Raw genomic sequence first — 18,355 nt, forward strand, 5'->3', positions numbered from 1 at the left:
CGCCGTCCGTCCTCCGACCGCTACCCGCGTGTCCCCCGTTCCCGGCCCCGTCCTCTGTGCCGCCCCCTCCTCTCCGGACGAGACCCGCTGCGGCCCCTGGCCGCGCGGACCGGGTGACAACTCAAGAGCCATGACTGAAAAGCAAGTGACGGGAACGCGCCTGACTGCCCTTCCCACTCAAAAGACTATGCTGTGGGTGGTAGCCCGGCCATATCCATACCGGTCTACGACGGTATCACCTAATGTCCTCCAGACTTTGAAGAGCATCTTCAATATTAGCACGGGCGCAGCGAAGCGTACATCATGCATTATACCGAACATATGATCGACCGTTACAGGTTTACCCGGCTCATGTTGCTCAACCTTTAACCATTCGGCGCTCCGCGATAACCATCGCCGCGTAATCGTCGTACGGCTCGGGCGGGACCTGGAACGATCGAGGGACGAATCTCCTCCACCCCTTCGCCGGATGTTCGTCGAAGTAGCGACGTCTCGCGGCAAGAGTGCTGCCGCGCTCTTCTTCCGCGGTCACGGGCGGCAGGCGCTCCGACCCGTCGAGCCGGGCGAGCGCGGCCATGATCGCCCGGGAGCCTGTTCCGCCGCCGACCACGATCGCGTCGATCCGGTACCGGCCGGCCCATGCAACCACCGTGCGCGGCACGTCGGCCGGCGGCACGATCGTCCTTGCCAGCACCGCGCCCGGCGCACAGACCGCCATCCCGCACTTGTCGCGGCCGGGATCGATGCCGAGCACCGTCACCCGGCCGTCACCGGAACGTAATAACGAGCGGCCCAACGGTGTAGGTATCGATCAGCGCCACCGCCCGGACCGTCGTGACGGCGCCCGCGGTCTTGATGCGGTCCACGGTTTCCAGGACGATCGCCGGATCCAGCCGGACGTCGACCGGGCTCGTCGTGAGCGCAAAGGGCGGGGAGAGGACGCCGTCGCGTTTGGCCACGGCCGCCGCCGCGGCCGCCAGATCGACGAGCGCGTTTTCGATCTGCCCGCGGGAATCACGGCCGTTCACCGAGGCGGTCGCGATCGTTTGGCCCTCGCGAAAGACGACCGTGTTCGGGAAGACGAGAACGGTCGCGTGGACCGGCAGTCCGCGCACGGTGTTCTCGCTCGCGATCATCCGAACCGCCATCCGCTGCGCCCGCTCCGCGATGTCGCGCGCGATGACGTCCGCGGTCAGGCCCGGAGGGGACAGAACGATCGTCGCGCCGTCCGGCCCGGGGGCCGCGCCGCGCTCGCGGGCCGCGCGGGAGGCGAGATCCACGAAGGTCTGCACCCGCCGGCGAATGTCGTCGAACGGAGCCCGGCCGTCGATCACGGTCCGCAGCACTTCCTGGTCGTTCTGATAGATGATGTCGCGGACCTGAAGCGCCCGCAACTCGCGCTGCTGCGTGGCGATCTGCGCCTCGAGCTGCCGCGTCTGCTGCTGGACCTCCTGGAGGTGGAACAGCGCCTGGCGCGCGTCCTGGCTCGCGAGCAGCACCACCGCGAGTGTCACAACGGTGATCATCATGCCGGTGATGACGGTTACGATCTGCGCGGTGTAGCGCGGCCGCACGCCGAGCAGCGTGAGCCGTTTCCGGCCGATCGCACGACCGACCAGGTTCCCGATGAACGCGACGAGGCCGCTGACCAGGATGAGGAGCGGGATCAGAAACGCGGCGACGCTCACAGGCCGGCCCGCCGGCGCCCGCCCCGGCGCCCGGCGCGCAGCCGCGCCAGAAGCCGAAGGTAGTTGGCGACCTCCGCCGCGTTCAGCTTGCTGCGGCCGCCGGCACGCTCGGTGAACACGTAGGGGATTTCCACCACGGCCGCGGTCGGATGCAGCGCCAGAAGCTCGAGGAGAATCTTGTATCCGATGCCGAGGACCGGCGTGTCCTCGAACAACCGGCGCCGCGCCGCGAAGAACCCCGACATAGGGTCCGCGACCCGCACCCCGAGCAGGCCGCGGGCCATCCATGTGGCGACCCGGCTCATCACGCGGCGCCGCCACGGCCAGCTCCGCACCCCGCCGCCCCGTGCGTACCGGGAACCGACGGCGATATCGGCGCCGCCGGCCACCGCGCGGAGCAGCGCGGCTACCACCTCGGGTGGATGCGAGAGGTCGCTGTCCATCACGACGATGACATGCCCCCGCGCCCGCCGCACACCCTCGAGGACCGCGGACGCAAGTCCGCTCTTACCCGGGCGCGTGATGACAATGATCGGAAGAACGTCCTGGAGTTCGGCGGCCATCCCCGCCGCGACCTGCCCCGTGCCGTCGGGCGAGGAGTCGTCGATTACCAGCACCTCGCACACACCTGGGCCGCCGCCGACCGCCTCCGCCAACCCGCGCAACAACCCCGGGACGGTCGCCCGCTCGTTGTACGTCGGCACCACGATCGTCGCGTCCGGCCGGCGCTGATCGGCGAGGGGCGGCAGACCGCCGAGGTGCGCGTCGAGGCCGCCCGCTCCGGAACCGCTCACCTAGGAGCCCGCCCCGCAGGCGGCGGCCGGCTTCATTTCAACGGCGTAGGCTCCGTCCGCCGCGACCGTTTCGAGGCCGCCGGGCAGCCCCGAGGCCGCCGCCAGATCCTCCCGGCGAGCGACGACGAAGACTCGTCCGGACCCGCAGAGCCGGCGCCGGAGGCTCGCCGGGTCGCCGGCCTGCTCGACAACATGATCGGCGTAGAACACAAGCGCGGCCGGGGCCTCGATCATGTAGGCGATCACGCGATCGCCGGGCCGGAGACGCGCCGCAAGGGCCGCGGCCAGCGGTTTCATCGGTTTCTGCGTCTCGACGGCCGGGAGCGTCCCGGCGTACAGAACGCCGATGAACACCGCGGTCGCCGCCGGCAGCGAGAGGAACGCGGCCATATACCGGCGCCCGCGGAAGAGCACCGCGGTCACGCCGGTGCCGAGCACCAGCACGCCGACCGGGGCCAGCAAGAAATCCCGCACGGCGGCGAACTCGCGAGGATATCGGGCCGTCGCGAACGCCGCGGCGGCCACGACCAGCAGCACCACCACGCCGATCTGCAGGACGAATGAGGCCGCGAGCGTCCGCCGCAGCCGCCCTTCGCCTTCGAAGAGGAACTCCTCCCACAGCCGGCCGACCGCGATCGCCGCGATCGGAAAGAGCGGCAGGACGTCGACCGGGAGCCGCTCGCCGGCCGCAAGGGCCAACGCGAAGACGAGCGCCGCCCACAGCAGGCACAGAAGGCTGCCGTCCTGCCAGCGCCGGAGGTAGTGATAGCCCGCGGCGCCGGGCAGAAAGGCGGTCCACGGCACGGCGCCGATCGCGACGATCCCGGCGTCGGTGAGCAGGGTGTGCGCGTGCGCGCCCGCCGGGACCGTAAGCCGCGGGGCCGCGTGGCCCCAGACCGCCGCGCGGAGAAACGCGGTCCCGTGCCGCGCCGCCTCCGCCGCGTACCACGGCGCGGCCACCGCGAGAAAGACCGCCGCGGCCGGAAGCCACGGGACTTCCCGCAGGCGGCCGAGCGACCGCCGATACGCCAGGAACACCAGCATCGTCACCGCCGGCACCACCACGGTGCCCGGGCCGCGCGTGAGCACCCCGAGGCCGAGGAAGAGGCTCGCCAACACATAGTCGCGCCGCCGCCCGTCGCGATATCCCCGATAGCCGGCCCACATCGCGAGCAGCATCCAGGTCACGGCCGCGGTATCGGGGACCGCGAGGCGCGCCGTGACGACATACGCGAGCGTGGTCGTGAGCACGAGCGCGCTCAACACTCCCGTCCGCGGGCCGAACCACTCCCGGCCCAGCGCGTGGGTCGCGAGCACGCCGAGCACGCCGAACGCGGCCGCCCAGATGCGCGCGGACCATTCGGAGAACCCCAAGACGGCGCCGGACGCCGCCTGAAGCCACATCCACAGCGGGGCCGGCCCCAACCAGGGCGCGCCGTTCAGATGCTGCGTGATCGGGTCGCCGGTCGCCAGAATCTCCCGTCCGGCTTCGGCGTATCGCGGCTCGTCCACGTCCCAGAGGCTGCCCGCGCCGAGGTGAAACAGAAAGAACGCCGCCGCGAAGGCGAGTACGAGACCGAGGAGGACACGTTCGTGCCCGGCCTCGGGCTCTCTCAACGCGCCGCCCGCACCAACAGAATCACGCCCGCGGCGCCGACGAGCAGATCCGGCAGCCACGCCGCGAGGACGGGGGAGAGCAGATGACCGTCGGCGGCCAGCTGCATCGGGATCGCGACGAGATAATAGGCCACGAGGATCAGGATGCTCATGCCGAAGCCCATGCTCGGACCGGACCGGTGCGGCCGCAGACTGAGCGGCACGGCCAGCAGGACGAACGCCACCGAACTCAGCGCGGTCGCGACTTTCGTGTTCAACTCCCCCACAAAGGGGCGGACGTCCCCGCCGTTACGCCGGTACCGGGCGATCTCGCCGGTGAGCTCGCGAATACTCATGTCCGCCGGCTGCTTCGGCGCGAGCGTGAAGTCCTCGGGCGACCGCGGGACGATGACGCGCAGCGTGTCGAACTTCGTCGAGACCATCTGTCCCTCGGACAGCACGTACATGTGGCCGCTCTCGAACGTCCACTGGGTCCCCTGCGCGTAGACGGCGTGGTCGGCCTCGATCACCTCGAGCGGCTGGCGCGGCGTCATATAGACCACGGTCACCGCCTGCAGCGTCCGCGACCTCGGATCATAGCGGTGTGCGCTGTAAAACGCGTTGCCCTGCGGGATCGGGGCCTGGAAGAACACGTTTTCGATCGGATGGAGCTCCGGCCCGCGCGCCATCACGTCGGCCATCGCCACCCGGTACTGATCCTCGCTCAGGCTCACGACGCCCTCAACGAACACGAGCGTGCCGGCCGCGACGACGACGCCGGCGGCGATGAGCGGCACGGCGATCCGCGGCAGGCTGACGCCCGACACCCGCAGCGCGGCGAGCTCGTTGTGATCGGCGAGCCGCCCCATGCCCCAGACCGTCGCGAGCAGCGCGCCCATCGGGGCGCTGAAGGCGATGAAGTACGGGATCTTGTAGGCCATCAGCACGAGGGCGACTTGGATCGCGATGCCCTGCCCGATGATCAGCCGCGCCAGGTAGAACAGGTGGTTCATGACCAGCAGGACGGTGAAGAGGCCGAGCGCCACCCCGAACGAAGAGCCGACCTCCGTGACGAGCAGGCGGTCAAGCAGCGTCATCGTCACAACCGGAACCCCTCGCCGAGGTACACCTGCCGCGCCTCGGGGCTCTCGAGAATCCGCTCCGGCGTTCCGCTGGCCACGATGCGCCCGTTGTGGATGATTGCCGCGCGATCGGTGATCTGCAGCGTCTCGCGGACGTTGTGGTCGGTGATGATAACGCCGAGGCCGCGCTCGCTGAGGTAGCGGACGGTGCGCTGCAGGTCCTGGATCGAGATGGGATCGATGCCGGTGAAGGGCTCGTCGAGCAGCAGGAACGACGGATCGAGCGCGAGCGCGCGCGCGATCTCCACGCGGCGGCGCTCGCCGCCGGAGAGGGTCCACGCCGGCTGCCGGGCAAGGTCGGTCAGATGGAACTCGTCGAGCAGTTCGCCGGCACGGGCCTCGCGGGCCGCCCGCGAGGGCTCGTGCTGCTCGAGGACGAGCAGCACGTTCTCGACCACGGTCAAACGCCGGAAGATCGACGGCTCCTGGGCGAGGTAGCCTACCCCGGCGCGGATCCGGACGTCCACCGGCTCGTCCGTCAAGGCGGCCTCGCCGATCCACACGTCGCCGCCGTCCGGCCGGACGAGCCCCACGATCATGTAAAAGGTCGTCGTCTTGCCGGCGCCGTTCGGCCCAAGCAGCCCCACGATCTCCCCGGACCCGGCGGTGAGCGACACGCGGTCCACGACGGTGCGCCCGTTGTAGCGCTTGATCAGGCCTTCGGCGCGGAGCCGTCCCGCGCCCGGCTCGAACGGTACGGTGGGATTCACGGCGACGTGCCGGTGGGATAGGCGACGATCTTGGGGTGTCCGTCGGCCACCGCGCTGTTGTCGCGGAGGTGCACCGTGATCTGGTCGGCCTCCATGCGGTCGCGGTCGCGCGTCACAACGGCGTGGCCGATCAGCACGACCGTGTCGGCGCCGCCGGAATAGGTGGCGCGGTCCGCCGTTCCGTGCATGTGCGTCGCCGGGCGGTCGAGCACGACGTGTCCGGTCGCCTCCCCGTCCCGGGACGCCAGATTGCCCTCGATGTGGTCCGCTTCGAGCCGGTCGCCGCCGCGCAGCGCGATCGCGCGCCCCTCCACCGTCCCGTGCTGCGCCGTGCGATCGTAGACGATCCGGCTGCCGCGCAGTTCCTGATCGCCGCGGACGACCACGGCGTCGCCGGACGCGTCCACGCGGCGAAGGTCCGGACGATCGTCGGCCTCAACCCGCGCCGCGGTCACGGTCGCCCACACACCCTGATCCAGAAACCGTCCGTGCACGCCGCCTTCGGCCAGCACGTGGCGGGTGCCCAGGTCGGCCGTGATGGCGTCGGCCTCCATGCTCATCGTCGGCGACGACAGCATGCCGTGGCGCGGCAGCACCGCGCGGCGGTTGGCGCCGTCGTAGTGGATCTCCGGCGCTTCGAGGCGTTCGTCGCCGCGGGTGACCACGACGTGCGCGCCGATGAAGACGTACGAGGCGGTGGCCGCGTCGTACTCGATGGTCTCGGCGCCCGTCACGTCGACCGGCACCGGCGTGCGCGGCGCGGGCTCGGCCGGAGCGGCGGGGGAAACCGGGGCGGATTGCGACGTCCGCGCATCCTGCCGGCCGGCAAGCGGCCGGCCGCCGTGTAATCCAAGCGGGCCGGTCCCCGAAGAGAGGGCGGCCGCGCCGGCGGGCGCGCCGAGCGCCGGGGCGGCTCCCAGCGCGACCGCGAGGACCGCCGCCGCGCACCACACCGGACCGCCGCGCGCTTCCGCCCGGTTGTCTCGACGCCTCATTACCGCAGCGTCATGTGGACGTTGCCGAAGAACCGCGTCTGGCCGAGCGTGAGGTCCGAGACCATGCTGTCCGCGTACATGATGACGCGCTCCTGCACCACCCGAACGTGGCCCCGGCCCTCCACCTGACGCGACTGCGGCGAGTAATAGACCGTGTCGGCGAAGAGCTCGCGGCCGGCGCTCGTCACCCCGTGCACGTTTCCGCCGACCGTGACTTCCCGGGTACGCGTGTTGTAGGTGCCCGTGTCACCGTTCACCAGCATGCTCGTGCCGTCGTTGTCGAAGAACGTCGCGCGCACGCTTCTGAGGGCGACCGTCTGCTGCGCCTGCCGCAGCATCATGTCGTCGGCGAGAATCCGCCAGCGCACACGGCCCTGATCGTCGGTGCCGACCAGGTTGCCGAGCTTGATCTCGCCCGACGCGACGCCGGTGCTCGGACGCTGCGCCGTGCCGGCCGCCGCCGGCCCACCCGCCGAGAGCGGACGGGTACCGGACGGCACGCCGGCCGCGTCGGCCGGCGGCGCCTGGCTGCTCCCCGCGGGCGCCCCGGCCGCCCCGGAGGAAGAGGCGGACGGCGCGGCGGGAGCCGGCAGTGCCGGCGGCGTCACCGGTTCCCCGCCGCCGCGGGGCAGCGCGCTCCAGACCAACGCCGCCACCAGCACGATGGGAATCGCCCACAGCGCGACGCGCCGCAGATGTGTCGTCCACAGATCGCTCATCGAACGCTCCGTTCGTTCACCGCTTGATCGTACCCCAACGGCGGGCACACGGACCTATGGTATCGTGGCCTTCACCCCGCTGTCCAGCGCGGACAGGACCTCCGCCGCGGCCCGCTCGACCGCCCCCGCGGGTCCAAGACGGCGGCACACCTCGGCGAGATCCGCGCGCGTACGCGCGGCGGCCGCCGGCTCGAGCAGCCCCTCCACCTCGCGCGCGATCCTCGGCCCGCGGACCGCATCTTGCAAAAGCTCCGGGATCGCCCGGCGGCCGAGGACGATGTTGGGGATCGAGAAACCCGAGCGATCGAGATCGGCGGTGATGACGAACCGCCGCGCGATCCACGCGGTGAGCGGCGACACCCGGTACACGACCACCATCGGCACGCCGGCGCAGGCCGCTTCGACCGCGGCCGTGCCCGAGGCCAGCACCGCGACGTCGGCGGCCGCCAGCGTCTCCACGGCCCGGCCGTCCGCGATGCGCACCGGCACACCCGACGAGGCGATCGCGGCCGTGACGCCGGCCTCGAGGTGCGGCGACGCGAGCGGCAGCACGAACCGCGCGCCGCGCCGCGCCGCGAGCTCCCGCGCCGCGTCGAGCATGGGCGGCAGCAGCGCGCGGATCTCCTGCGCGCGGCTGCCGGGCAGCAGCGCGACGAGCGGCCCGGCGCCTTCGGCTTCCGCCGGCGCGGCGGCGCGGCCGGCGGCCTCCACAGGACGCGCGGCCGCCTCATCGACCGCGGGATGCCCGACATAGATCGCGTCTGCCCCGGCGCGGCGGTAGGCCTCGGCCTCGAACGGCAGCACGGCAAGCAGGCGCACCGCGGCGCGCGCCATCCGCGCCGCCGATCGTCCGCGGCGGGCGTACGTCTGCGGCGGCACGTAGTAGACGATCGGCAGGCGGCCGGAGAACCGCCGCGCCAGCTCGCGATTCATGCCCGGGAAGTCGACCAACAGAAGCAGATCGGGGCGCTCGCGCTCGATCAGACGGACCAGGCGGAAATAGCGGAGCGCGAAGAGCGGCAGCCGGATATAGGCTTCCGCGTAGCCGATCAGTCCCCACGCGGTGCTGTCGACGAGCACCCGGGCGCCGGCGGCGGCCATCCGGCCGCCGCCAGCGCCGGCGATCTCGAGATCCGGCCGCGCGCGCCGCAGCGCGCCGATGAGCCGCGCCGCCTGATGGTCCCCCGACACCTCGCCGGCGACGACGAAGACGCGGCGTCTCACCGCGATCAGCCGCGGGGGTCCCCGTCTGGGCGGGGCGGCACGGCGACGAGCGCGATCCCGGCGTCATCGGCCTGCGCGATCAGCCGGTCGCGCTCGAACAGGAGCGTCCGCTCCGCCTCCACGGCCAGCACGGCAGCGCCGGCGGCCGCGAGCGAGGCGATGGTCTGCGGCCCAACCGCGGGGAGGTCGTAGCGCGGATCCTGCCGCGGCCGACCTGCTTTGACGATCACGGCGCCGCGGGTGTGCGCACCCGCGCGGGCGATCATCGCGTCGGTGCCCTCGACGGCCTCGACGGCGATGACCATTCCGCGCCGGACGGCCACGGCCTGACCGATGTCGAGCGCGGCGGCGGCCGCGGCGATCCGCGCGCCGAACGCGATGTCACGCTGCTCGTCGGCGGACGGCGCCCTGCGCCCAAGCACGCCGGCCGCGGCGACGAGATGCGGCACGTACCGCGCCTGCGGCGCGACGACGAACCCGGATTCTTCGAGGACCGTCACGAGCGCGTGGAGGATGCTCGCATCGCCGAAATCCGTGAGGCGGCTCGCCACGAGGAGGCCGAGCGCGTCGAGGGAGACGGCACCCGCCGCCGCGAGCTTGTCGACCTTGCCGGCCAGCACGATCTCCCGCACCCCGCGCGAGCGGAAGGTCTCCACCATCGCGCCGAGCTGCCCGAGCGCGACCGTCTGGTAGTCGTCCACGATCTCGCGGAGGCGGGGGTCCGCGTCGAACACGTCGACACAGACGACGCGGCGGCCCTCGCGGTGCGCGCCTTCGGCGATCTCCACCGGCAGGACCCCGCGTCCGGCAATCACGCCGACGGGTCCGTCCGCGGGCAGGCTCACCGCCGGATGCCCATCCCGCGCTCCTGGCTCGCCTGGAGGAACTCGACGAGGTGGCGGACCTCCGGACCGTCCCCGCACTCCGCGGCGATCTTCTCGATCGCGTGCGACAGATCGAGCCCCGACCGCACGAGCAGACGGTGCGCGCGGCGCAGCTGCGCCTGGGCGTCATCCGACACCCCGGCCCGCTCGAGGCCGATCCGGTTGATCGCTACCGTCCGGTACGGGTTGCCGTTAACCAGCATGTACGGGGGCACGTCCTTGTCGATCCGCGTGAATCCGCCGATCATCGCCAGCGTGCCGACGTGGGCGAATTGGATGACCCCTGCCATGCCGCCGATGTTGGCGAGATCCTCGACCACGACGTGGCCGGCCAGCTGACAGCCGTTGGTGATAATCACTCCGCGGCCGATCCGGCAGTTGTGGCCGGCGTGGCTGTACGCGAGGATCTGGGTGTCGTCGCCGATCGTGCTGGCCGCGTCCTCGCCGGTGGCGCGGCTGATCGAGACATACTCGCGGAGCACGACGCGGTCGCCGATGCGCAGGTAGCTGCGCTCGCCGCGAAAGTGGCGGTCCTGGGGGGTGCCGCCGAGGATCGCGCCGGCGGCGACGCGGCAGTCGCGGCCGAGCGTCGTCCACTCCTCGATCACGACGTGCGGACCGATCCACGTGCCGGGTCCGATCGCAACGTGATCGGCGATCACGGTGTAGGCGCCGATCCGCACGCCGGCGCCCAACTCGGCCGCCGGCGCGACGACCGCGGTGGGATGCACCGCCGGCGCGGGGCCCCCGGCCACGGACCCGCGCCCCGCCGGCCGGGGCGCGGACTCAGCGTCCGGCACGCGGCGTTTCCTCACGCAGCACGGAATCGGAGCCGGCGGCAGGTCCGGCGGGCTCGACGCCGCCGGGTCCCCGATCGAGCGGCGCCATCGAGTACGTGAAGGTCCCCTCGGCCACGACGACGCCGTCGACCCGCCCGGTCGCCCGCATCTGCCCGATCCGCAAACGCGCGCGCAGCACGACGGCCTCGGTGATGAGCTGGTCGCCGGGCCGCACCGGCCGGCGGAACCGGCAGCGATCGATCGCCGCGAAATAGGCGGTGTGGCCCTCGCTGCCCGGCAGGAACGACGCCAGCACGCCGCCGACCTGCGCCATCGCCTCGACGACGAGCACTCCCGGCATGATGGGATGGCCAGGGAAGTGCCCCTGGAAGAACGGCTCGTTCGCCGTGACGTTTTTGAGGCCGACGATCCGCCGTCCCGGCTCGATCTCGAGGATCCGGTCGACCAGCAGCAGCGGATAGCGGTGCGGAATCCGGGCCATGATGGCCTCGACGTCCATCGCACCCGGGCCGGGTCTGTCGCCGCCCACCGTCATCCCTCCGTTCGCGTCGGCTGCGCCGCGAGCGCCCGTGCCAGCGCCACGTGCAGCGTGTGACCGGCGCGGACGGCGATCACCGCGGCCTTCAGGTCTGCGCCGAGCAGCGCGAGGTCGCCCAAGAGGTCGAGGACCTTGTGGCGCGCCGGCTCGTTGGGGAAGCGCGGCGGGTTGAGGAAGCCGCTTCCGCCGATTGCCAGCGTGTTCTCGAGCGACGCGCCGAGGGCCAGGCCGCGCGCGCGCAGCGCCGCCGCGTCGCCTTCGTATCCCCACGTTCGCGCCGGTGCGATGGTCTCCTCGTAGCCGCCCGCCCCGGCGTCGAACGTCGCCGCCTGGTCTCCCGCCGCGGGCGCGCGCAGCGTGACGACACAGGTGATGGAAAGCCGCTCCGCCGGCAGCGCGACCGCCCACCCCGCGTCCGCGTCGCCGGCCCACACCGCCGCCCGCAATCTCAAGATTGCGCGGGGCGCCTCCTGCCCGCGCAGCCCCGCGTCCCGCAGTGCCCGAACGAACGGCAGCGCGCTGCCGTCCATGCCGGGGACTTCCGGGCCGTCGAGCTCCGCGAGCAGATTGTCCACCCCGAGCGCCCGGGCGGCCGAGAGCAGATGTTCCACCGTCTGCACGCCGGCATCGCCGCCGAGCGCGACGCACGACGAGGTCCCGGTGACCTGGTCCAGCCGCGCGGGGATGACGGCGCCGGGCCGGTCCGTGCGGCGGAAGACGATGCCGGAATCGGGTGGAGCGGGGCGCACCACCATCCCGATCTCGCGGCCCGTGTGCAGGCCCACCCCGCGGATCGTGACCGGCGAGACGATCGTGTGCTGCCGGGTCACTACGGCTTCTCGAGCCGCTCGAGGCGCCGGCGCAGGTCCGCGAGCTCCCGGAGCGCGTCCGGCAGCCGCCGCGCCGCCGCCGCCGCGCGATGGTACTCCATCCGCGGCCGGGCCGGCCGGCCGGCGACGACGGTTCGCGGCGGCACGTCGCGCGTGACCCCGGTGTCCCCGAGCACGACGGCGTCGTCGCCGATCGTGAGGTGGTCGGCGACCCCGCTCATGCCGCCGATCAGCACGCGGTTGCCGATCCGGACGCTGCCGGCGATGAAACAGGCCGCGGCCATCGCCACGTCCTCGCCGATCTCGACGTTATGGCCGATGTGCACGTAGTTGTCGAGCTTTGTGCCCCGGCCGATGCGCGTTTCTCCCAGCGTGGCGCGGTCGACCGCGGAGTTCGCCCCGACTTCGACGTCGTCGCCGAGCACGACCGTCCCCACCTGCGGGATCGGGATGTGGCGCCGCGCGGCGTCCTGCGCGTACCCGAAGCCGTCGCTGCCGATCACGGCCCCCGACTGGATCACCACCCGCGCGCCGAGCGTGCACCCGCGGCGAATCGTCGCGCGCGCGTGCAGCACGGCGTCCGGACCGATCCGGACGCCGTCCTCGACGATCCCGTGGGCATGGATCTGCGCGCGGTCGCCGATCTCCACGTCCGCGCCGACGACCACGTACGGGCCGAGAAAGACGCCGTCGCCGAGCCGCACGGGGCCGGCGAGGACGCAGGTCGGATGCACGCCCGGCACGGGCCGCGCGGCCGGGGTCAGCGCGCGCAGCGCGTGCGCGAGGGCCAGCCGCGGATCGCGCACCCGGATCGCCGGCCCGCTCGTCGCCGGCGCGTCCTCGGGCACGATCACCGCGGAAGCCCGGCCGTCGATGCGCGGCAGGAGGTCCGGATCGGCGACCACCACGACCGCGCCGGGCCCGGCCTCGGACGGCGGCGCCACCCGGACGACCTCCACGTCGGGGTCGCCGCTCACGGTGCCGCCGACACGTTTGGCCAGATCCGCCAGCCGCATGGATCCCGCCCCTTATTTGAGCTGGTCGATGACCTGCTGGGTGACGTCGCGGCCGCCGCGGAGCGACGCGCCCTTGACGATGACGATGCGCAGACCGTCCTGCCGGGCGACCCGGCCGGCAACCTGGTAGATCTCCTGGTTGAGCTGCGCCTCAAGATCGCGGCGCATCTGCGCGAGCTCAGTCAGGAGGCGGGCCCGCCTCGCGCTCAGCTCTGCCCGGCTGACCTGCGGCGCGAGCGCCGACAGTTCCGCGGCCATCTGCTTCTCGCGATCGTCGAGCTGCCGCTGATACTGCAGCGCTTTGACGCTCTCGTTCAAGACCCGCTGGCTGTCCACGACGCCGATCGTGGTTCCGCAGCCGCTGGTCAGCACCACGGCGCCCAGGACCAGGATCGCCCCCCGAAGACCCCTGCCCGTCAACAACGATGCGCTCCTCACTTCTTGATGCGGGCGATCAGATCACCGGTCACGTCCTGGGCGTCCGGCGCGTCGATCGCCCGGGTCAGCACGACGTCCCAGCCCTTCTGCTGCGCCAGCGCGGCGGTCTCCACGCGAAGATCCGCCATGATCGCGGCCAAGAGGCGCACGCGCTCGGCCTGGGCCTCCGACAGCTGCGCGCGCAGCGACGTGACGCGGACCTCCAGGGTCTGCAGGGACTGTGACTGGGCCGCGGCCATCTGCGATCGCGCGCTGGAGATGATCGCCTGCTGGCGCGCGTGCATGTCCGCCTGCATGCGCGCGCTCAACTCCGCGTTAAGCTGCGCCTGCTTCGCCGTAAGGTCCGTGTGCATCCGCGCGCTGAGCTCCGCGGCCTTCTGATCGACCAGGTGCTGCCCCTCTTTGCCGAGCTGGTCTCCGAGCGCCTTGAGCTGCGCCGTGAACGAGTCCTGCTGCTCCTTCTGATAGGCTGCGAGCGCGTCCTGATTGGCTTTGTCGTGCGCCGCGATCTTGTCGTCGCGCTCCTTCGTGAGCGTCTGCAGCTGCTGCGAGAGCGCTTCCGACGCCTTCTTGTCGGACGGCGCCGCGGCGTCGAGCTTCAGGCGCAGGTTCAGCAGCGGCAGCCGGTACTGCTCGAGCGTCTGCTGCTGGAACTGCGCGGAGTCCTGCTGTAGCGCGGCGGCCTTGTCCTGCACGTTCTTCTGCACGGCCGCCTCGATCTCGAGCCGCTTCGCGTCGAACTCCCGCTGCTGATCCGCCTTGATCTTGGCGGCGTAGGCCTCGAGCTCGCGCCGGCCCGCGGCCTGCGCGTCGAGGGCCTGCGCGTCCATGCGCCGCCGGAACTCGGGCGCGAGCTGGGAGGACTCCTGCTGCGCCGCCGTCCGCAGCTGCGGCGTCAGGTCCACCGTCGGCGGCGCCGCCGTGCCGGCCGACGCCGTCACCGCGGAGAGCTGGCCGACCAGATCCTGGATGCGCTTATCCAGCGCGTCGACCTCCGCCCAGCGTGGGTGCGCCCGGCTGGCGCGGTCGAGGTCGACGATGCGGAGCAGATGGGCCGCGGGCGGAGGCGGCGCGGCGGGCCGGCCCCACGGCAGCTGTACGCCGCCGCAACCCGCGAGCGCCGCGGCCGCCGCCGCGGCGAGTGCGCCGCGCAGGAGGACGCGAAGGCGGCCGGAGGTCCTGCGCAGACGGGGCAGGAGCAGGCCGGTGCTATTTGCCACTGACGACCTTGATCACCTGGTCCGTCAGATCGACACCGCCGTACAGCACGACGTCGCGGCTCAAGACGACGCTGACGCCCTGCTGCTTCGCGACCCTTTCAACCGCGGCCCGGATGTCCTTGTCGAGCCCGCCGAGCAGCTCGGCGCGCTTCTTGAAGATCTGCTGGTCGACCTGGCGCTGCAGGTCCTGCTTCTGCGTCGCGGACATGGTCTTCATCTTCTGCTGCGCGTCCGCGACCTGCGCCTGCGCGTAATCCCGCAGCGCCGACTCGGCGGACGCCCGGCCCGGGTGCGCGTCGAGCGCGCGCGCCATGTCCACGTACCCGATGGTCATCGACTGTCCAAACGCCGGGCCGGACCGCGCGGCGAAGTAGCCCGCCGTCGCCAGCACCACGATCACCGCGATCGCGATTCCCAGCGTTCTCGTGTTCCACCGCATCATGCCCGTCAACTCCTCTCAGAATGTCACGCCGGTCGAGATCCACAACTGGTTGCCCTCGCTGCTGAATCCGTAGTCGAGCCGGAACGGTCCGAAGCCGGTCCTGATCGCGATGCCCAGGCCGTAGTCGTAATGGGGCGTGAAGTTGAAACCGCCGCCGAACGGCTCGGTGTCCCCGGCGTCGGCGAAGACGATGCCGGTTAGTCCCGTAAACGTGTGGAGCAGCGGCAGGTTGCTGATCGGAAAGTGATATTCGCCGGTGAGGAGCACCATCTCGTCGCCGCGAAACCGTCCCGACGCGTAGCCGCGCAGCGTGTTTTGTCCGCCGAGGTAGTACTGTTCTTGCAGCGGCAGCGGGCCGCTGGCCGCGCCCAGGTGGGCGTGTCCGACGATCGTGGTGCCCGGGGATACCGGGAAAAAGCGCGCGTAGTCCAGCTCGTACTTCTGGAAGCTGAAGTTGCCGCCGAGCGCGGTGAGCGCGGATTCGACGCTCAGCGTGACGTGCTCGCCCGTCGTGGGGTCGAGCGGGTCGTCGCGGGTGTCCTTGATCGCGCCCAGCACGAGCGCGGTCACGGTGCCCGGTGTGAAGACGAACGCGGCGGGCGGGCTGGTCCCGACGAACGGCTGGCCGAACGTCGTGTTCACGTACTTCAGACCGTACGACAGCGTGTACGGCGAGTTCCGCCTTCCCGTCAGCGGCTGCGCGAACGAGATGCTGCCGCCGGTCTGGTACATGTTGTAGCTGAACGCGTTGTTGAGCCCGAGCGAGTAGTCCGTCGGAATCGAGACGATGTTGTAGATCTGCAGGTCCATCGCCGTGCGCGTCCCGATGAAGTAGGGCTCGTGGAACTGCAGCGTGTAGCCGCCGCCGTTCAGCGCGCTGCTGTTGTACTGCGCCAGCACGGACTGGCCGTTGCCGCCGAAGTCGCTGTCCTTGTACGAGAGGATACCCTGCAGGCCGACCGCGGTCTGATAGCCGACGCCGAAGCCGACGGAGGCGGTCTTCTGCTCGGTCACGATGAGCGTCACGTCGACGGTGTCCGGCGTGGTGCCGGGACCCGGCTGCGCCTTCACGTCGGAGAAGTACTGCAGCTGGAAGAGCCGCTTGAGGCTCGCGTTGACCTCGTTGGCGTTGAACACGTCCCCGGGCGCAAACGACAGCTCGCGCCGCACGACGAAGTCCTTGGTCTTGTGCAGGCCCTCGATCTTCACGGCTTCGATCCGGCCCTCGGCGAGGGTGACCGTGAGGACGCCCTGGTCGCTGATCGCCACGTCGGAGACGCGGGCCAGAATGTACCCCGCGTCCTGGTAGAGCTTCTCCACGGCGCGGGCGCCTTCGCGGATCGCGACAGTGTTGAGGACCTGCCCCGTCTGCACCCCCAGCGCCTTGACGATGGCGTCCGTCGGCTCGACGGTGTTGCCCTTCACGGCGACGGACGTGACGACGGGGTTCTCCACGACGATGAAGATGACTCGCACGCCCTCGGGGACAGGCTCCAGCCGCACGACGGCGTCCGCGAACAGGCCCGTCGCCAGAATCGCCTGGACGTCGTTTCGAACCCGCTCTTCGTTCAGCGGGTCGTTCGCCTTGGTTGAGACGGCGCTCAGCACCTGCTCGGACGGCACGTGCACGTTGCCCTGCACGACCACCTCGACGACCCGCTGGGGCGGTACGACCTGCGGCGGCACGCCGGGCTGCGGCACGAACGGTGACGGCGCGACGGGCCCCGGCGGCGGCACCGGAACGGAGGGCACCGGCGATGTGGGCGTCACCGGCGCCGCGGGCGACGTCGGCGTGACGGGTGACGCCGGCGTGACGGGTGATGTCGGGGTGACCGGCGCGGCCGGCTGCGTCGGGCTCGGCGGCGCCTGGGCGCGCAGCACCGGCGCCAGCCACTGCCCGGCCGAGAGGCCGGCGAGCCCGGGCGCGAGCACCAATGCCACCCCCAGCAGCAGCGCGCGAGACGCCGCCGTCCCGAGCACGCGCATTTGTCCCTGTCTCCTGTCGTCCTTGGGTGCGGTCACACCGACCTCCGTCTCAAATACCGGCGTTCAGCGTCCCCGGGCATATTGGCGCCGGGCCGCGCGTTCTAGAACGTCGGCGAAGGCGTCCTGAGATCCACCGGCACCGCGAATTGTGGCGGCCGGCCGTCTTGCCCCGCGGAGCCGGGATCACCCGGCCTGCCGGCGGTGGTCTGTTCACGATCAGGCATCAAGAACTCTCCCGAGTCGAGCCGCACGATCGTCCGCGAGATTCCCCCGCCGAGCGGGCCGCCTTGACCCGGGATGGCCGCCGATCCGTCCCGCGCGGCCAGCGTCTCGTGCCGCCCCAGCCCGGGCCCCAGCGAGGCATACCCGAGCCCCGCGGCGAGGACCGCCGCGGCCGCGATCGCCGCCGCGGCGCGCGGCCATCTCCCACGCCGGCTTCGATCGGCCTCCTGCCCGTCCGCGAGGGGAGCAGCGGACCTCGCGACCGCGGTTCCGGTCTCGCGGGCCTGACGGATCTCCGCCTCGGCCAGCATCAACCGGAGCAAGGCCGCCGGCGCGTTGCCGCGCCGCCAGTCGCCCCGGGCGCGCCCCAGCCATTCTTCGGCGTGGCGGATGTGGCGCAGCAGCGGGTCCGGTCGGGCCATCTTCTACTCCACCGCCGGACGCGGCCGGAGCGCCGGCGCGAACATCTCGCGGAGCTTCCGCAGCACCTGCTGCTGGAGGCGGTAGAAGTGTGACAGGCTGATCTTGAGTTCGTCGGCGATGCGACCCGGTTCCTCCGCCGCGAGAAACGCCCCGACCAGAATCCGGCGTTCGCGCGCCGGCAGCCCGTCGATCGCCGCGACGATCTGGCGCACGAGCACCGCATCCTCGACGGACGCGAGCGCGTCCGCGGCGGCCGCATCGGGCACCTTCGCAAGCGCCTCCGCGGCGTCCTCGACGTCCGCTCCCCGCCCCCGCTCCCGCCGCAGCGCGTTGAGGATGCGGCCGCGAATGCGGTAGGTCGCAAACGTACTGAACCGCACGCCGCGATCCGGATCGAATCGCTCGACGGCCTGGATCAACCCGACGGTGCCTTCCTGGATCATGTCCATCAAGACGGCCTCGTGGAGCCGCAGCGCCATCGCCACTTTGAACACCAGCGGCTGATAGGCCTCGATCAGGCGCGCGCGGCTCCGGCGGTTCCCGCGCTGCTTGTAGGCCTGCCAGAGACGCCGCTCCTCGGCCGGGCGCAGAAGCTCGACCTGGTGCAGTTCGCGCAGGTACTCGTTCAGCACGGACGGAGCCCCATCCTTACAGTATCCACGCCGCGGGCCCGGCGTTCTCGGACCGC

General features: G+C 71.7%; 20 protein-coding genes. All 20 read right to left on the reverse strand.

Annotation, left to right across the window (positions count from 1 at the left end):
- Positions 1 to 358 precede the first annotated feature (358 nt).
- Complete coding sequence (locus VKT83_13440; protein HLY23463.1) at positions 359 to 760, reverse strand: pre-16S rRNA-processing nuclease YqgF; 402 nt, start codon at positions 758 to 760, stop codon at positions 359 to 361.
- 7 nt (positions 761 to 767) lie between these two features.
- Entirely contained in the window at positions 768 to 1,688 is a 921-nt protein-coding gene (locus VKT83_13445; GenBank protein ID HLY23464.1) for a DUF3084 domain-containing protein, read from the reverse strand.
- The gene (locus VKT83_13450; protein ID HLY23465.1) at positions 1,685 to 2,482 is read right to left on the reverse strand and encodes a polyprenol monophosphomannose synthase; all 798 of its coding nucleotides are present in this window, start codon (positions 2,480 to 2,482) and stop codon (positions 1,685 to 1,687) included. Before VKT83_13450 ends, VKT83_13445 begins: the two co-directional genes overlap by 4 nt.
- Complete coding sequence (locus tag VKT83_13455; GenBank protein HLY23466.1) at positions 2,483 to 4,099, reverse strand: glycosyltransferase family 39 protein; 1,617 nt, start codon at positions 4,097 to 4,099, stop codon at positions 2,483 to 2,485.
- A complete protein-coding gene (locus VKT83_13460) occupies positions 4,096 to 5,175 on the reverse strand; it encodes an LptF/LptG family permease (GenBank protein ID HLY23467.1) in 1,080 nt (359 codons plus the stop codon). Before VKT83_13460 ends, VKT83_13455 begins: the two co-directional genes overlap by 4 nt.
- A 2-nt stretch (positions 5,176 to 5,177) precedes the next feature.
- Positions 5,178 to 5,930, reverse strand: a complete 753-nt coding sequence (gene lptB / locus VKT83_13465) for an LPS export ABC transporter ATP-binding protein (protein ID HLY23468.1) — start codon at positions 5,928 to 5,930, stop codon at positions 5,178 to 5,180.
- Positions 5,927 to 6,925 (reverse strand): LptA/OstA family protein, encoded by a 999-nt coding sequence (locus VKT83_13470; GenBank protein ID HLY23469.1) that lies wholly within the window; start codon positions 6,923 to 6,925, stop codon positions 5,927 to 5,929. The genes lptB and VKT83_13470 overlap by 4 nt, the downstream gene beginning before the upstream one ends.
- Positions 6,925 to 7,644, reverse strand: a complete 720-nt coding sequence (gene lptC, locus VKT83_13475; protein HLY23470.1) for an LPS export ABC transporter periplasmic protein LptC — start codon at positions 7,642 to 7,644, stop codon at positions 6,925 to 6,927. Before lptC ends, VKT83_13470 begins: the two co-directional genes overlap by 1 nt.
- Before the next feature lie 54 nt (positions 7,645 to 7,698).
- A complete protein-coding gene (gene lpxB / locus VKT83_13480; protein ID HLY23471.1) occupies positions 7,699 to 8,868 on the reverse strand; it encodes a lipid-A-disaccharide synthase in 1,170 nt (389 codons plus the stop codon).
- Positions 8,869 to 8,873: 5 nt separating this feature from the next.
- Positions 8,874 to 9,713: a UDP-2,3-diacylglucosamine diphosphatase LpxI gene (gene lpxI, locus VKT83_13485; GenBank protein ID HLY23472.1), complete on the reverse strand. Its 840-nt coding sequence runs from the start codon at positions 9,711 to 9,713 to the stop codon at positions 8,874 to 8,876.
- Positions 9,710 to 10,552 (reverse strand): acyl-ACP--UDP-N-acetylglucosamine O-acyltransferase, encoded by an 843-nt coding sequence (gene lpxA / locus VKT83_13490; GenBank protein HLY23473.1) that lies wholly within the window; start codon positions 10,550 to 10,552, stop codon positions 9,710 to 9,712. The genes lpxI and lpxA overlap by 4 nt, the downstream gene beginning before the upstream one ends.
- Positions 10,539 to 11,087 carry a 3-hydroxyacyl-ACP dehydratase FabZ gene (gene fabZ / locus VKT83_13495; protein ID HLY23474.1) on the reverse strand — a complete coding sequence of 183 codons (549 nt, stop codon included), beginning with the start codon at positions 11,085 to 11,087 and terminating at the stop codon, positions 10,539 to 10,541. The genes lpxA and fabZ overlap by 14 nt, the downstream gene beginning before the upstream one ends.
- Positions 11,084 to 11,920 carry a UDP-3-O-acyl-N-acetylglucosamine deacetylase gene (gene lpxC / locus VKT83_13500; protein HLY23475.1) on the reverse strand — a complete coding sequence of 279 codons (837 nt, stop codon included), beginning with the start codon at positions 11,918 to 11,920 and terminating at the stop codon, positions 11,084 to 11,086. Before lpxC ends, fabZ begins: the two co-directional genes overlap by 4 nt.
- The gene (gene lpxD / locus VKT83_13505) at positions 11,920 to 12,936 is read right to left on the reverse strand and encodes a UDP-3-O-(3-hydroxymyristoyl)glucosamine N-acyltransferase (GenBank protein HLY23476.1); all 1,017 of its coding nucleotides are present in this window, start codon (positions 12,934 to 12,936) and stop codon (positions 11,920 to 11,922) included. The genes lpxC and lpxD overlap by 1 nt, the downstream gene beginning before the upstream one ends.
- A gap of 12 nt (positions 12,937 to 12,948) precedes the next feature.
- Positions 12,949 to 13,359 (reverse strand): hypothetical protein, encoded by a 411-nt coding sequence (locus tag VKT83_13510; GenBank protein HLY23477.1) that lies wholly within the window; start codon positions 13,357 to 13,359, stop codon positions 12,949 to 12,951.
- A gap of 11 nt (positions 13,360 to 13,370) precedes the next feature.
- A complete protein-coding gene (locus VKT83_13515; GenBank protein ID HLY23478.1) occupies positions 13,371 to 14,594 on the reverse strand; it encodes a hypothetical protein in 1,224 nt (407 codons plus the stop codon).
- Positions 14,584 to 15,036 carry an OmpH family outer membrane protein gene (locus VKT83_13520; GenBank protein HLY23479.1) on the reverse strand — a complete coding sequence of 151 codons (453 nt, stop codon included), beginning with the start codon at positions 15,034 to 15,036 and terminating at the stop codon, positions 14,584 to 14,586. The genes VKT83_13515 and VKT83_13520 overlap by 11 nt, the downstream gene beginning before the upstream one ends.
- A gap of 15 nt (positions 15,037 to 15,051) precedes the next feature.
- Entirely contained in the window at positions 15,052 to 17,058 is a 2,007-nt protein-coding gene (locus VKT83_13525; protein ID HLY23480.1) for a POTRA domain-containing protein, read from the reverse strand.
- Positions 17,059 to 17,123: 65 nt separating this feature from the next.
- Entirely contained in the window at positions 17,124 to 17,666 is a 543-nt protein-coding gene (locus tag VKT83_13530; GenBank protein HLY23481.1) for a hypothetical protein, read from the reverse strand.
- A 3-nt stretch (positions 17,667 to 17,669) separates the two neighbouring features.
- Complete coding sequence (locus tag VKT83_13535) at positions 17,670 to 18,299, reverse strand: sigma-70 family RNA polymerase sigma factor (GenBank protein HLY23482.1); 630 nt, start codon at positions 18,297 to 18,299, stop codon at positions 17,670 to 17,672.
- Between the last annotated feature and the right edge of the window lie 56 nt (positions 18,300 to 18,355).

The organism is bacterium (assembly GCA_035308905.1).
Taxonomy (GTDB): Bacteria; Sysuimicrobiota; Sysuimicrobiia; order Sysuimicrobiales; family Segetimicrobiaceae; genus DASSJF01.